Raw genomic sequence first — 13,402 nt, 5'->3', positions numbered from 1 at the left:
GTGTGCCGCGTGGCGACCACGCCGTGAGCGCCGACCGCCCCGACTCCGGCAGGATAGGCGTCATGCACACCGATGTCCCGGCCCTGGTCCTTCTCGCCGAACAGCTGGCCCGGGAGGCCGGAGACCTCGTCCGCACCCGTCCGGAGACCGTCGCCGTCGCCGCGACCAAGTCCAGCGCGGCCGACGTCGTCACGGCGATGGACATGGCGGCGGAGGACCTGTTGCGGCGACGGATCGCCCAGGCGCGGCCGCTGGACGGCATCCTCGGCGAGGAGCACGGTCATGAGCCGGGTACGAGCGGAGTGACGTGGGTCCTCGACCCGATCGACGGGACCGTCAACTACCTGTACGGGATCCCCGCCTACGCGGTGAGCGTCGCAGCGGTCACCGGCGGGCTCGACCCCGCGAGCTGGACGGTCCTGGCCGGGTGCGTCCACGCCGTGGTGGACGGCAGGACCTGGACGGCCGGGCAGGGGCACGGGGCCTTCCTCGACGGTCGCCGGCTGGAGAGGCGTGAGGACCGGGGCCTGGACGGTGCCCTGCTCGGCACGGGCTTCGGCTACACGGCGGACCGCCGTCGCCACCAGGCGGAGATCGTCGCCGCCCTGCTCCCGCGGGTGCGGGACATCCGGCGGATGGGCTCGGCGGCGATGGACCTGTGCACCGTGGGGTCCGGCGGGCTCGACGTGTACTACGAGCGGGGGCTGAACCCCTGGGACATGGCGGCAGGGATGCTCGTCGCCTCGGAGGCCGGTGCCGAGGTGATCGGCCTGCGTGGCGAGGGTCCCGGCCTGTCGATGACGGTGGCCGGGCCGCGCACCGCCACCCGTGAGCTCGCCGAGTTCCTGGCAGCGCGGGACGCGGACCGGGACGCCGGCTGACCGTTCGTCCGGTCACGGGACGCCGGCTGACCGCTCGTCCCGTACCGGGACCGGTCCCGGTACGGGCCCTCGCGGCGACCGCCGAGGTCGCCGCGAGGATCGTCGTCCACCGCCGAGCGGTTGCGCGTGCAATGTGGCCCGCGATAGGGCACAATCCCCACGCCGCGCCGGATCGGGAACATCACCCGGCCGCAGGGCATTGAGCAGGTACCCAGCGGACCTGGGCCCCGGAGACCGCCATGATCGGCGGGAACGGGACGCGACGACACGGAGTGTGAACAAGGCTGATGGCCACCGATTACGACGCACCTCGCAAGACCGAGGAAGACCTCTCCGAGGACTCGCTCCAGGAGCTCCAGGCCCGGCGGGCCGACAAGAACTCCGGGGTGGTCGACGAGGACGAGACCGAAGCCGCCGAGGGATTCGAGCTCCCTGGCGCCGACCTGTCCGGCGAGGAGCTGTCCGTCCGCGTGCTCCCGCGCCAGGCCGACGAGTTCACCTGCGCCAGCTGCTTCCTCGTCCATCACCGCAGTCAGCTCGCCGGTGAGAAGAACGGTCAGCCGATCTGCTCGGAGTGCGCTGCCTGACGTTCGGCCGCGAGAGCGGCCAGGAGGGCCTCAGGTCGCCGGGTGGAGACGATCCACCGGGGAGTGGGGTCCTCCGGGTCGACGACGGGGATGCTCACGGCACCCCGCAGCCACGACCGGAGCAGGACGTAGTCCCTGGCATCGGAGCCGGGGCCCACGGCCCGACGGACGCCGTCCCGGTCGAGCGCCGTGCCCACGCCGAGCAACCGGACCGGGATCCGTGCCCGTCCGGCACTGAGCACGCCGTCGGCCACCTGGACGCGCGCCGCCACGCCCACCGCGCCGATCACCCCGACGGTCAGGGCGCCGATGCCCACGGCGACGGCGAGCCAGGTCCTGACGGGGGCCATCGCCACCGCGAGCACGGCAGCGAAGGTGACGACCGATGCCCACCCGAGCGGGCCGGGCCAGAGTCGTTCGGAGAAGGTGACGGGCTGTTCCACGGTGACAGCATCCCAGCATCGGTCGCGCGGGGCACTAGAGTCGTCGCCCGTGGACACGCCAGCGCCCGGATCGGGCCACGCCCGCACGGGCTCGGACGACGTCGAGGTCCTCCTCACCCTCGTCGAGCCGGACCTCCCCGCACCCGGCTACGCGCATCCGGGCGATGCGGGAGCGGATCTGGTCACCCGGGTCGACGTTCAGGTTCCGCCGGGCGCCCGGGTGACGGTTCCCACCGGTCTGCGGATCGCCCTTCCCGCCGGCTACGCCGCGTTCGTCCTCCCGCGCTCCGGGCTGGCGCGACGCCACGGGCTGACCGTGCTCAACGCCCCGGGAACCGTCGACGCCGGGTACCGCGGCGAGATCGAGGTCACCCTGCTCAACACGGACCCCTCGGCGGCCGTCGAGCTGCGACGGGGCGATCGGATCGCCCAGCTGGTGGTGCAGCGGGTCGAGCACGCTCGCTTCGTCCTGGCCGAGCGGCTCCCGGGCTCGCACCGTGGTGACGGGGGATTCGGGTCGAGCGGCGGCTGGACCGCTGCCGGCCGACCGGGCTGAGCGCGGCGCTCGGGCACACACGGATGGATACTGTCAGTGAGATCGCGTATCGGGAAGGATCAAGCCGTGGGACTGTTCCGACGGAGCACACCGTCCAACCAGACCGACGACCCCGACACCCCTGAGGCGCGCGAAGGCGAGCAGGTCGGCGCGGAGCAGGCACGGGAGCGGGGTCCCTGGGACGTCTCCGAGGTGCCCGAGCGCGGGCCGAGGGTCGACCTCGGTGCGCTGTGGGTGCCGGGACGCGAGGGCATGGAGCTGCGGATGGAGGTCGACAAGACCTCCAACCTCGTCACGGCCGTCCACCTGACCATCGACGGGTCGAGCCTGCAGATGCAGGTCTTCGCCGCGCCCCGGGTCGAGGGCGTCTGGGACGGCATCCGCACCGAGATCGCCGAGTCGGTCACCCAGCAGGGTGGTTCGGTCGACGACCTTCCCGGGCCTTTCGGTCGTGAGCTGCTCGCGCGGCTCCCGGTCCGCACGCCCGACGGCAGGACGAGCCACCGCCCGGCGCGGTTCATCGGCTACGACGGCCCGCGGTGGTTCCTGCGCGGGGTGCTCACCGGACGCGCGGCGGTCGACCCCCAGGACGCCACCGTGCTCGAGGGCCTCTTCGCCGACGTCGTCGTGCTGCGGGGGACCGACGCAAGGGTCCCGCGCGAGCTGATCGCCCTGACCCTCCCGCAGGCCGGCGGGCCCTTGAGGGCCAACCTCCCGGCGAGCCCACCGGCCGCCCCGGGCTTCGACCCCCTCAAGCGGGGTCCTGAGATCACCGAGGTGCACTGATGGGACGTCTGGCGACCGTGCTGCGCGACGCCTTCGCCTCGCGCGCCGAGCTGGAGGCCGACGAGGAGCGGCGGGAGACCGCCAGCCACCACTGCTGCGCCGTCGCTGACCTCACCCCACGGCACCGCGGGGAGGTCTACGGCGTGCTGCGCAGCGTGACCCTGCGGCCGAAGGAGCGGGTCCAGGCGCTCGAGGCCGAGCTCTACGACGGCAGCGGGAGCATGACGCTCGTCTGGTTGGGCCGACGGGCGATCTCCGGGATCGAACCGGGCCGCCGTGGTCGGTTCAGCGGACTCGTCTACGAGAAGGACGGGCGCAAGACGATCTTCAACCCGCGGTACGAGCTCAGTCCCCGACCCGGTGAGTGAGGCGGACGGGTCGCCGCAGGAGGGGCCGGACCCCGAGGGTGCGGCGACCGAGGCGTCGGTCGGCGGCACGGCCGGTCGTGGCATGCGTGCCCTGCTCGGTGACGACTTCTCCTTCGCCGAGGCCGTCGGCGGCGTGCGCGGCGTCGTGGAGTCGGTGGCCCCCGGGCTCGTCTTCGTCGTGGTCTACCTGCTCACCTTCGAGCTGCGCTTCGCGCTGATCGCCGCCTCGGCTGTCGCCCTGATCGCCGTGCTCCTGCGGCTCGTGCAGCGCACGCCGGTGACCCAGGCCTTCTCCGGACTGCTCGGGGTGGCCATCGCTGTGGTGTGGGCGTGGCGCACGGGAGAGGCCGAGGACTTCTTCCTCTGGGGGATCCTCGTCAACGTCGCCTACGGCGCCGGCACGGCCCTCTCGGTCATGGTGCGCTGGCCCGTGGTCGGCGTGCTCGTCAGCCTGCTCGCGCTCGACACGACGATGACCTGGCGCACCGACCCGGAGCTGGACCACCTGCGCAGGCGCTACGTCTGGGCGACCTGGCTCTGGGCCGGCCTCTTCGCGCTGCGCCTGGTGGTGCAGGTCCCGCTCTACCTCGCCGGCGCGGTGGGCGCGCTCGGCGTGGCCAAGCTCGCCATGGGCGTGCCGCTGTTCGCCGTCGTGCTGTGGCTCACGTGGCTGCTCGTGGCCTCACCAGGAGCTCGTGCAGATCGTCCGGATCGGCATCCCGACCCGCGACGATGAGCAGCTCGTCGCCGGCTTCCAGGGTGTCGTCGGCCGACGGGGCGATCGGGCTGGTGTCGCGGACGATGGCCGCGAGCACCGTGTCGGGCGGCCAGACGACCTCGCCGACGCGCGTGCCGACGAGGGGGGCGTCGGCGGGGAGGGTGACCTCGAGGATGTCGGCGCCGGACTGGTGGAACGTGAAGATCTTCACGAGGTCACCGACGGTCACGGCCTCCTCGACCATCGCCGTCATGATCCGCGGGGTCGACACGGCGACGTCGACGCCCCAGGCCTCGTCGAACATCCACTCGTTGCGCGGGTTGTTCACCCGGGCGACGGTGCGGGGCACGCCGAACTCCGTCTTGGCGAGCAGGGACACGACGAGGTTCACCTTGTCGTCGCCGGTCGCCGCGACGATCACGTCGCACTCGTCGACCTTGGCCTGGCTGAGCGTGGAGAGCTCGCAGGCGTCGGCGAGCAGCCACTCGGCCTCGGCGACCGAGGCCACGCGCATCGCCGAGGGCTGACGGTCGATCAGGGTGACCTCGTGGTCGTTGCCCAGCAGCTCGTTGGCGATGGAGCGGCCGACGGACCCGGCTCCTGCGATGACGACGCGCATCAGTCAGCCTCCGGGGGGATGTGGGTCGCGATGCGCTCGACCTTGGCGAGCTCGGTCGCGTGGAGCAGCAGGTGCACGGCGTCGTTCTCCTGCAGGACGGTGTCCGGGGCGGGGAGCACCCCGTCCCCGTAGCGCGTGAGGTAGGCGACCCGCGCGCCGGTCGCGGCCTCGAGGCCGGCCAGCGGGCGGCCGATCCAGGCGGGGTGCACGTCGACCTGCGCCATGACGATCTGGCCGGAGGCGTCGCGGTACTCGTCGGTCGCGCCCATCGGGAGCATCCGGCGCAGCACCTGGTCGGCCGTCCACCGCACGGTCGCGACGGTCGGGATGCCGAGTCGTTGGTAGATCTCGGCCCGGTGCGGGTCGTAGATCCGGGCGACGACGTTCGTCACGCCATAGGTCTCGCGGACCACCCGCGCGGCCAGGATGTTCGAGTTGTCGCCGTCGGAGACCGCGGCGAAGGCGAAGGCGTCCTCGACGCCGGCCTGGGCGAGCGTCTCGCGGTCGAATCCCAGCCCGGTCACGCGCTTGCCGGAGAAATCGGCATCGAGCCGCCGGAAGGCGTCGGCGTTCTGGTCGATGACGGCGACGGAGTGGCCACGATGCTCCAAGGACTGAGCGAGCGTGGCGCCGACCCGGCCGCAACCCATGATGACGAAGTGCACGACCGCTGACGGTATACCGTCCCGGCCTCCGGGTCTGCACCCAGCCCGTGCGGACCCCGCGCCAGGGCCGGCACGCGGTCCTTCACGGGCGACGTGGAGGCGTGTTCGAGGACCCGTGGAGACCGAGGTCGGTCGGTCCGGTAGGTCTGCGGGGCCGACGGGCCTAGCATGGCCCGCGTGTCGGACATCGCAGATGCGGCCAAACGTCTGCTCGTGGGCCGTCCGGTCCGCAGCGATCGACTGGGCCACACCCTCCTCCCCAAGCGCATCGCCCTCCCGGTGTTCGCCTCGGATGCACTCTCGTCGGTCGCCTATGCGCCGGACGAGATCCTGCTGACGCTGGCGCTCGCCGGCTTCGCCGCGACGGCGATCTCCCCGTGGGTCGGCCTCGCCGTCGTCGCGGTCCTCGTGGTCGTCGTGGCCTCCTACCGCCAGAACGTGCACGCCTATCCCTCCGGGGGCGGCGACTACGAGGTGGCCACGAAGAACCTCGGGCCCAAGGCGGGCGTCTCGGTGGCCAGCGCGCTGCTCGTCGACTACGTGCTGACCGTCGCCGTGTCGATCTCCTCCGGCGCGCAGTACGCCGCCGTGGCCGTCCCGTTCCTCCGCGGGCACGAGGTCCAGTTCGCGGTGGCGGTCGTGGTGCTCCTCATGCTGCTCAACCTGCGTGGGGTCAAGGAGTCGGGGACCTTGTTCGCGATCCCCACCTACCTGTTCATGCTCGCCGTCGGGGCGACCGCCGTCTTCGGGTTCATCCAGTGGGCCACCGGGTCCCTGCAGCCGGCGGAGAGCGCCGGGTTGGAGATCGTCCCGCAGTCCTCGTTCGACCAGGGCCTGATGGGCCTCGCCGGCGGCTTCCTCGTCCTGCGTGCCTTCGCCTCCGGCTGCGCGGCGCTGACCGGCGTCGAGGCGATCAGCAACGGCGTCCCGGCCTTCCGCAAGCCCAAGAGCCGCAACGCCGCGACGACGCTCGCCCTGCTCGGTGGTCTCTCGATCACCTTCATGATGTCGATCCTGCTCCTCGCGGGTGCGGCCGACGTGCGCTACGTCGAGTTCCCGTCGGAGAGCCTCATGAAGGACGGCTCCCTGGTCCCGGAGGACTACGTCCAGCACCCTGTCCTCGGCCAGCTCGCGCAGTCCGTCTTCCACGACTTCCCGATCGCCGTCGTGCTCGTCTCGGTGGTCACGGGTCTGATCCTCGTGCTCGCCGCGAACACGGCGTTCAACGGCTTCCCCGTGCTCGGCTCGATCCTCGCGAGGGACGGGTACCTGCCGCGCCAGCTGCACACGCGCGGCGACCGGCTCGCCTACTCCAACGGCATCGTCGCCCTCGCGATGGGCGCCCTCGTCCTCATCGTCGCCTTCGACGCCCAGGTCACCCGCCTCATCCAGCTCTACATCGTCGGCGTGTTCGTCTCGTTCACCTTGAGCCAGCTCGGCATGGTGCGGCACTGGAACCGCCTGCTGCGCGTCGAGCCCGATGCCGCGGTGCGCTCGCGGATGATCCGCTCGCGACTCATCAACGCCATCGGCTTCGGCCTGACCGGCACCGTGCTGATCGTGGTGCTGCTGACGAAGTTCACCAGGGGCGCCTGGATCGCGATCGTGGCGATGTCCGTCGTCTTCGCGCTCATGCTGGCGATCCGCAAGCACTACGACTCCGTGCGGCACGAGCTCGCCCTCGGCGACGACCCGGCCTCCGCCAAGGCTCTGCCGAGCCGCGTGCACGCGATCGTGCTGCTGTCCAAGCTGCACAAGCCGGCGATGCGGGCGCTGGCCTACGCCAGGGCCTCGCGGCCGTCCGTCCTCGAGGCGGTCACCGTCGCGGTGGACCCGGAGGACGTCGTCGAGCTGCGCGCCCAGTGGGAGGCCCTCGGGATCCCGGTCGACCTCAAGGTCCTGGACTCACCGTTCCGGGAGATCACCCGGCCGATCGTCGGGTACGTGCGCTCGGTGCGGCGGGAGAGCCCGCGCGAGCTCGTCGTGGTGTACATCCCCGAGTACGTCGTGGGGCACTGGTGGGAGCAGATCCTGCACAACCAGAGCGCGCTGCGGCTCAAGAGCCGGCTGCTGTTCACCCCCGGGGTGGTCGTGGCCTCCGTCCCGTGGCAGCTGGAGTCGTCCGGCGCCGAGGAGCCGCAGGCGACGGGGCCGGTCGCGTGAGCCCGGAGCGGATCACCCTCGAGGTCGGGCCGGTCGCGCACGGGGGGCACTGCGTGGCCCGCCACGAGGGTCGCGTCGTCTTCGTCCGGCACGCGCTGCCGGGGGAGACGGTGCGCGCCGTGCTCACGGAGGCGGCCGAGGGCGCGTCGTTCTGGCGTGCGGACGCCGTCGAGGTCCTGCAGTCCTCCGCCGACCGCGTCGTCCCCGCATGGCCCGCCGCTGGTCCCGGTGGCGTGGGTGGCGGTGAGCTCTCGCACGTGAGCCTCGAGGGCCAGCGACGGTGGAAGGCAGCCGTGGTGGCCGAGCAGCTGAGCCGGCTCGCCCACCTGGACCGTGAGGTCCCCGTCGAGGCGGCACCCGGCGAGACGGACGGCCTCGGCTGGCGGACCCGCGTCGAGCTCGTGGTGGGCCGCGACGGACGCGCCGGGATGCACCGCTTCCGCAGCCACGAGATCGCGCCGCTCGACTCCATGCCGCTCGCGGTCCCCGAGCTCGACGTCGAGAGCCTGCTGGCTCGGCGCTGGACGCCTGGCGCCCGGCTGACCGCCGTCGCGCCGGTCGGCGGGGACGGTCCGCTCCTCCTGGTCGACGGTCTGCCCGTGACCGACCGTGGGCCGGACCGTCGCCCCACGGCACGACGCGCGGTACGCGAGGTCGCCACGGTCGCCGGACGGCAGTACCGCTGGCGGGTCGCGGGCGACGGCTTCTGGCAGGTCCACCGCTCCGCCGCGACGGCCCTTGCCGGAGCCGTCGTCGACGCCGTCGGCGAGCGGGCCGGCGGGACCGTGGTGGACCTGTACTCCGGGGCGGGCCTGTTCACGCTCCCGCTCGCCGATGTCGTCGGCGGGCACGGGCGGGTCGTGGCCGTCGAGGGGGACGCCCGTGCGGTGCGGGACGCACGCCGGAACGTGCACGAGCACCCCCAGGTCGAGCTGCACCTCGGACCGGTCAAGGCCGTGCTCGCCTCGGCGCCGGTGTCCCACGCGGACGTCGTCGTGCTCGACCCGCCGCGCGTCGGTGCCGGGCGTGCCGTCGTGGACGGGGTGGCGGCGCTCGCCCCCGAGCGGATCGTGTACGTCGCCTGCGACCCGGCGGCGCTCGCCCGTGACCTCGGGTACCTCGCCGGGCACGGCTACACGCTGAGCGGGCTCCGGGCCTTCGACCTGTTCCCGATGACCCACCATGTCGAGTGCGTCGCGGTGGTCGACCGGGGCTGAGCCGGATCGCCGCGGACGTGCCCGTGATGTATCTTGATGTCAAGATAGTTTCTGGTCCGGGCCTCGGTAGCCTGGTGCCGAGTCCCACGGTGGCGCCCCACCGTGCAGCGACAGACCGAAGGAGCAACGGTGAGCAGCGTCGACACGTTCGGGTCCAAGGGAGTCCTCGAGGTCGGGGGACGGTCCTACGAGATCTTCCGGCTCGCCGCCGTCGAGGGCACGGCGCGGTTGCCGTACAGCCTCAAGGTGCTCGCGGAGAACCTGCTGCGCACGGAGGACGGCGCGGACATCACCGCTGACCACGTGCGGGCCATCGCCGCGTGGGACCCGGACGCCCAGCCGGACACCGAGATCCAGTTCACGCCCGCGCGGGTGATCATGCAGGACTTCACCGGGGTGCCCTGCGTGGTCGACCTCGCGACGATGCGCGAGGCCGTCGCCGACCCCGGCGGCCACCCGGCCCGGATCAATCCGCTCGCCCCCGCCGAGATGGTCATCGACCACTCGGTGCAGATCGACGTCGCCGGCCGCCCCGACGCCTTCGAGCGCAACGTCGACCTCGAGTACACCCGCAACCGCGAGCGCTACCAGTTCCTGCGGTGGGGCCAGACGGCCTTCGACGACTTCAAGGTCGTCCCGCCGGGCACCGGGATCGTCCACCAGGTCAACATCGAGTACCTCGCGCGCGTCGTGATGACGCGCGAGGTCGACGGGGTGCTGCGCGCCTACCCCGACACCTGCGTCGGCACCGACTCGCACACCACGATGGTCAACGGGCTCGGCGTGCTCGGCTGGGGGGTCGGCGGGATCGAGGCCGAGGCGGCCATGCTCGGCCAGCCCGTCTCGATGCTCATCCCGCGCGTGGTGGGCTTCAAGCTCACCGGTGCGATCCCCTCAGGGGTCACGGCGACCGACGTCGTGCTGACGATCACCGAGATGCTGCGCCGTCACGGGGTGGTCGGGAAGTTCGTCGAGTTCTACGGCGAGGGCGTGGCGGCGGTGCCGCTGGCCAACCGCGCCACGATCGGCAACATGAGCCCGGAGTTCGGCTCCACCTGCGCGATCTTCCCGATCGACGAGGTGACCATGGACTACCTGCGGCTGACCGGCCGCAGCGAGGAGCAGGTCGCGCTCGCCGAGGCCTACGCCCGTGAGCAGGGCATGTGGCTCGACCCCGACGACGCCGGGTACGCCGAGCCGGCCTTCTCCGAGTACCTCGAGCTGGACCTGTCGACGGTCGTGCCGTCGATCGCCGGTCCGAAGCGCCCGCAGGACCGCATCGAGCTCTCGCGCGCCAAGGAGCAGTTCATGCGCGACCTGCCGACCTACGCGCCCGAGATGAACAACGTGGACGAGGCGGAGCGCGAGTCGTTCCCGGCCTCCGACTCCCCGGCGATCTCCAGCCAGGCCGAGCGTCGCGTGCCCGTCACCGACGCGCAGGGACGGACCTTCGACCTGCGGCACGGTGCGGTGACGATCGCGTCGATCACCTCGTGCACCAACACCTCGAACCCGTCGGTGATGATGGCCGCCGCCCTCCTGGCCAGGAAGGCGGTGGAGAAGGGCCTGACCGCCAAGCCGTGGGTCAAGACCTCGATGGCGCCCGGCTCCCAGGTCGTCACGAACTACTACGAGAAGGCAGGGCTCTGGCCGTACCTGGAGAAGCTCGGCTTCCACCTGGTCGGCTACGGCTGCGCCACGTGCATCGGCAACTCCGGTCCGCTCGACCCGGCCATCTCGGCGGCCGTCGCCGAGCACGATCTCGCCGTGGCGGCCGTGCTCTCGGGCAACCGCAACTTCGAGGGCCGGATCAACCCCGACGTGAAGATGAACTACCTCGCCTCGCCGCCGCTGGTCATCGCCTACGCGCTCGCCGGGACGATGGACACCGACTTCGAGACCGACCCGCTCGGCCGGGCAGAGGACGGCAGCCCGATCTTCCTGCGCGACATCTGGCCGACCCCCGCCGAGGTGCAGGCGACCATCGACGCGACGATCGACCGGGCGATGTTCACGGCCGACTACGCCGACGTCTTCTCCGGGGACGACCGGTGGCGTGCGCTGGAGACCCCGGAGGGCTCGACCTTCTCCTGGGACCCCCAGTCCACCTACGTGCGCAAGCCCCCGTACTTCGACGGCATGCCGGCCACCCCTGCCCCGGTGACCGACATCTCGGGCGCCCGCGTGCTCGCCCTGCTCGGCGACTCGGTGACGACCGACCACATCAGCCCCGCCGGGGCGATCAAGGGCGACAGCCCTGCCGGGACCTACCTCGCCGAGCACGGCGTGGACCGCAAGGACTTCAACTCCTACGGCTCGCGCCGCGGCAACCACGAGGTCATGATCCGCGGGACCTTCGCGAACATCCGCCTGCGCAACCAGCTGGTCCCCGGGGTCGAGGGCGGGTTCACGGTGAACCACCTCACCGGCGAGCAGACCACGATCTACGACGCCGCCCAGGCCTACGCCGCCGCCTCGGTGCCGCTGGTCATCCTCGGGGGGAAGGAGTACGGCTCCGGGTCCTCGCGTGACTGGGCCGCCAAGGGAACCAGCCTGCTGGGTGTGCGTGCCGTCATCACCGAGAGCTTCGAGCGGATCCACCGCTCGAACCTCATCGGGATGGGCGTCCTCCCCCTGCAGTTCCCGGCCGGGCAGTCGGCGGGCTCCCTCGGGCTGGACGGGACGGAGACCTTCGAGATCTCCGGGGTGACCGCGCTCAACGAGGGCGTCACCCCGCGGACGGTCCCGGTGCGCGCCACCAAGGCCGATGGAAGCGTCGTCGCCTTCGACGCCGTCGTCCGGATCGACACCCCGGGGGAGGCGGACTACTACCGCAACGGCGGGATCCTCCAGTACGTGCTGCGCTCCCTGGTCGGCTGACGGGCTGACGGCGCCGGCGAGGGCTGGCGCCGTCACCCGACACACCGCAGACTCGGGTCATGGGTGATGGCCGTGCACCGAACAAGACCGTCCCGACCGGTGACGACGTGGTCGCCTTCCTCGAGGCGGTGGCCGATCCGCGCCGCCGCGAGGAGGCCTTCGTCCTGCTGGACCTCATGCGCCGGGTCACCGGCGAGGAACCGGTGATGTGGGGGCCGTCGATCGTCGGCTTCGGCACGTACCACTACCGCTACCCGACGGGCCGTGAGGGCGACGTGGCGGCCGCAGGGTTCTCCCCGCGCAAGGCCGCGCACACGATCTACCTCATGGACGGTGTCGACCGGCACGCCGAGGCGCTCGACCGGCTCGGGCCGCACACGGTGGGCAAGGGCTGCCTGTACCTCAAGCGGCTGGACGGGCTCGACCTCGACGCCCTGGAGGACATCGTGCGCTCCTCCTACCTGGCGCTGACCCAGGACCAGATCACCTACCACCAGGCAGATCGGGGCTCCGGCGGGAGGTGAGGGGTCCTGGCCCGTCGGTCAGGACGTCGCGGGCCCGAGCTCGGCCACCAGCTGCTCCTCGGCATGGGCCGCGACGGCCGCGAGGCCCGGGTGCTCACCCGGATGCGCGCTCAGCGGCGGGACCAGGGCGGCTGCCCAGCCCCGTGCCCGCCGTCGCAGCGCCTCCAGGGTCCGAGCCCCCAGCCCGGTGCGGGCCGCGTACGTCTCGAAGAAGAGGGCTCGGGCCTCGGCCCCGAAGCACAGCCATGCGGTCGCCAGGTCGCTCGCGGGGTCCCCGGCGGTCAGGTCGCCGAAGTCGAGGACAGCGGTGAGCCGGCCCTGCGAGGTGAGCAGATTCGCGGGGTGCGGGTCACCGTGCAGCCACAAGGGCGGGCCCGCCCAGGCGGGCGCGTCCACGCCAGCGGCCCAGGCCCGGCGCAGCACGAGGCCCCCCGGCCCGTCCACGCCGAGCCGTGCGCGCACGTCCTCGTCCCGCATCGTCATCGGCACGCCGCGGAAGGCGTTGGCCGGCGCCTCGCGGGGGGCGGGGACGTGCAGGGCGGCCAGCACCTCGGCGAGGTCCGCTGCCCACAGGTCGCGGTCGCCGGCCGGCACGGCATCGGCAGGAGTGCCCTCGAACCACGGGACCACGCTCCACGGCCAGTCGTAGCCCTCGCCGGGCGCGCCCGTCCGTACCGGGACCGGGACCGGCACCGGGAGCAGCGCCGCGAGCCCCGGCAGCCAGCGGTGCTCGTTCCGCGCCAGGGGCACCGCCTGCGCCCGGGCGGGCAGCCGCGCGGCCAGGACCGTGCCGATGCGGACCATGACGTTGTCCCAGCCGCGGCTGGCCACCCGGCGGGGGAGACCTGCCAGGTCGGGGTGCTGCGCCGCGAGCAGCCTGCCCACGAGGCCCGCGTCGACGGCGACCTCGTGGAGAGGGTGGCGCGGTCGGCCTCTCGCCCTCGTCGGTGCCACCGGGTCAGCCTAGGGCCGGAGGTCTCCGCGCGGCCGGGCGG

At 72.5% G+C, this 13,402-nt stretch carries 14 protein-coding genes; 10 read left to right on the top strand and 4 right to left on the bottom strand.

Going from position 1 to position 13,402, the window contains the following annotated elements:
* Window positions 1–62: 62 nt before the first annotated feature.
* Both ABWK99_RS01090 and ABWK99_RS01085 read left to right on the top strand, forming a co-directional pair.
* Complete coding sequence (locus ABWK99_RS01090) at window positions 63–881, top strand: inositol monophosphatase family protein (protein ID WP_372592837.1); 819 nt, start codon at window positions 63–65, stop codon at window positions 879–881.
* A gap of 287 nt (window positions 882–1,168) precedes the next feature.
* Window positions 1,169–1,468, top strand: coding sequence for a DUF4193 domain-containing protein (locus ABWK99_RS01085; protein WP_208054194.1), 300 nt, complete (start codon window positions 1,169–1,171; stop codon window positions 1,466–1,468).
* Here ABWK99_RS01085 and ABWK99_RS01080 read toward each other — a convergent pair.
* Window positions 1,438–1,911, bottom strand: a complete 474-nt coding sequence (locus ABWK99_RS01080) for a DUF3093 domain-containing protein (RefSeq protein ID WP_372592836.1) — start codon at window positions 1,909–1,911, stop codon at window positions 1,438–1,440. The two genes, ABWK99_RS01085 and ABWK99_RS01080, sit on opposite strands and share 31 nt — an antisense overlap.
* A gap of 49 nt (window positions 1,912–1,960) precedes the next feature.
* Between ABWK99_RS01080 and dut the strand changes: the two genes are divergently transcribed.
* The 4 genes from dut (at window position 1,961) to ABWK99_RS01060 (ending at window position 4,357) form a co-directional block, all read left to right on the top strand.
* Entirely contained in the window at window positions 1,961–2,467 is a 507-nt protein-coding gene (dut, locus tag ABWK99_RS01075) for a dUTP diphosphatase (protein ID WP_372592835.1), read from the top strand.
* A 66-nt stretch (window positions 2,468–2,533) separates the two neighbouring features.
* Window positions 2,534–3,253 (top strand): DUF3710 domain-containing protein, encoded by a 720-nt coding sequence (locus ABWK99_RS01070; RefSeq protein ID WP_372592834.1) that lies wholly within the window; start codon window positions 2,534–2,536, stop codon window positions 3,251–3,253.
* The gene (locus tag ABWK99_RS01065; RefSeq protein WP_372592833.1) at window positions 3,253–3,621 is read left to right on the top strand and encodes an OB-fold nucleic acid binding domain-containing protein; all 369 of its coding nucleotides are present in this window, start codon (window positions 3,253–3,255) and stop codon (window positions 3,619–3,621) included. The genes ABWK99_RS01070 and ABWK99_RS01065 overlap by 1 nt, the downstream gene beginning before the upstream one ends.
* Window positions 3,614–4,357 carry a DUF3159 domain-containing protein gene (locus ABWK99_RS01060; protein WP_372592832.1) on the top strand — a complete coding sequence of 248 codons (744 nt, stop codon included), beginning with the start codon at window positions 3,614–3,616 and terminating at the stop codon, window positions 4,355–4,357. The genes ABWK99_RS01065 and ABWK99_RS01060 overlap by 8 nt, the downstream gene beginning before the upstream one ends.
* Here the strand turns inward: ABWK99_RS01060 and ABWK99_RS01055 are convergent.
* Window positions 4,284–4,958, bottom strand: coding sequence for a TrkA family potassium uptake protein (locus ABWK99_RS01055; protein ID WP_372592831.1), 675 nt, complete (start codon window positions 4,956–4,958; stop codon window positions 4,284–4,286). The two genes, ABWK99_RS01060 and ABWK99_RS01055, sit on opposite strands and share 74 nt — an antisense overlap.
* On the bottom strand, window positions 4,958–5,608 hold the full coding sequence (locus tag ABWK99_RS01050) for a TrkA family potassium uptake protein (RefSeq protein ID WP_372592859.1): 651 nt from the start codon (window positions 5,606–5,608) through the stop codon (window positions 4,958–4,960). Before ABWK99_RS01050 ends, ABWK99_RS01055 begins: the two co-directional genes overlap by 1 nt.
* Before the next feature lie 192 nt (window positions 5,609–5,800).
* Between ABWK99_RS01050 and ABWK99_RS01045 the strand changes: the two genes are divergently transcribed.
* The 4 genes from ABWK99_RS01045 to ABWK99_RS01030 all read left to right on the top strand — a co-directional run bounded on the left by ABWK99_RS01045 (window position 5,801) and on the right by ABWK99_RS01030 (window position 12,407).
* A complete protein-coding gene (locus tag ABWK99_RS01045; protein WP_372592830.1) occupies window positions 5,801–7,786 on the top strand; it encodes an APC family permease in 1,986 nt (661 codons plus the stop codon).
* Window positions 7,783–9,003 carry a class I SAM-dependent RNA methyltransferase gene (locus ABWK99_RS01040; RefSeq protein ID WP_372592829.1) on the top strand — a complete coding sequence of 407 codons (1,221 nt, stop codon included), beginning with the start codon at window positions 7,783–7,785 and terminating at the stop codon, window positions 9,001–9,003. The genes ABWK99_RS01045 and ABWK99_RS01040 overlap by 4 nt, the downstream gene beginning before the upstream one ends.
* A gap of 129 nt (window positions 9,004–9,132) precedes the next feature.
* Window positions 9,133–11,883, top strand: coding sequence for an aconitate hydratase AcnA (gene acnA / locus ABWK99_RS01035; protein WP_372592828.1), 2,751 nt, complete (start codon window positions 9,133–9,135; stop codon window positions 11,881–11,883).
* A gap of 59 nt (window positions 11,884–11,942) precedes the next feature.
* The gene (locus ABWK99_RS01030) at window positions 11,943–12,407 is read left to right on the top strand and encodes a DUF1801 domain-containing protein (RefSeq protein ID WP_372592827.1); all 465 of its coding nucleotides are present in this window, start codon (window positions 11,943–11,945) and stop codon (window positions 12,405–12,407) included.
* Between the two features lie 18 nt (window positions 12,408–12,425).
* Here the strand turns inward: ABWK99_RS01030 and ABWK99_RS01025 are convergent, their stop codons facing one another.
* Window positions 12,426–13,361, bottom strand: coding sequence for an aminoglycoside phosphotransferase family protein (locus tag ABWK99_RS01025; protein ID WP_372592826.1), 936 nt, complete (start codon window positions 13,359–13,361; stop codon window positions 12,426–12,428).
* Between the last annotated feature and the right edge of the window lie 41 nt (window positions 13,362–13,402).

The organism is Actinotalea sp., assembly GCF_041597215.1.
Classification (GTDB): Bacteria; Actinomycetota; Actinomycetes; order Actinomycetales; family Cellulomonadaceae; genus Actinotalea.
This window is presented reverse-complemented; position numbering and strand designations above follow the sequence as displayed.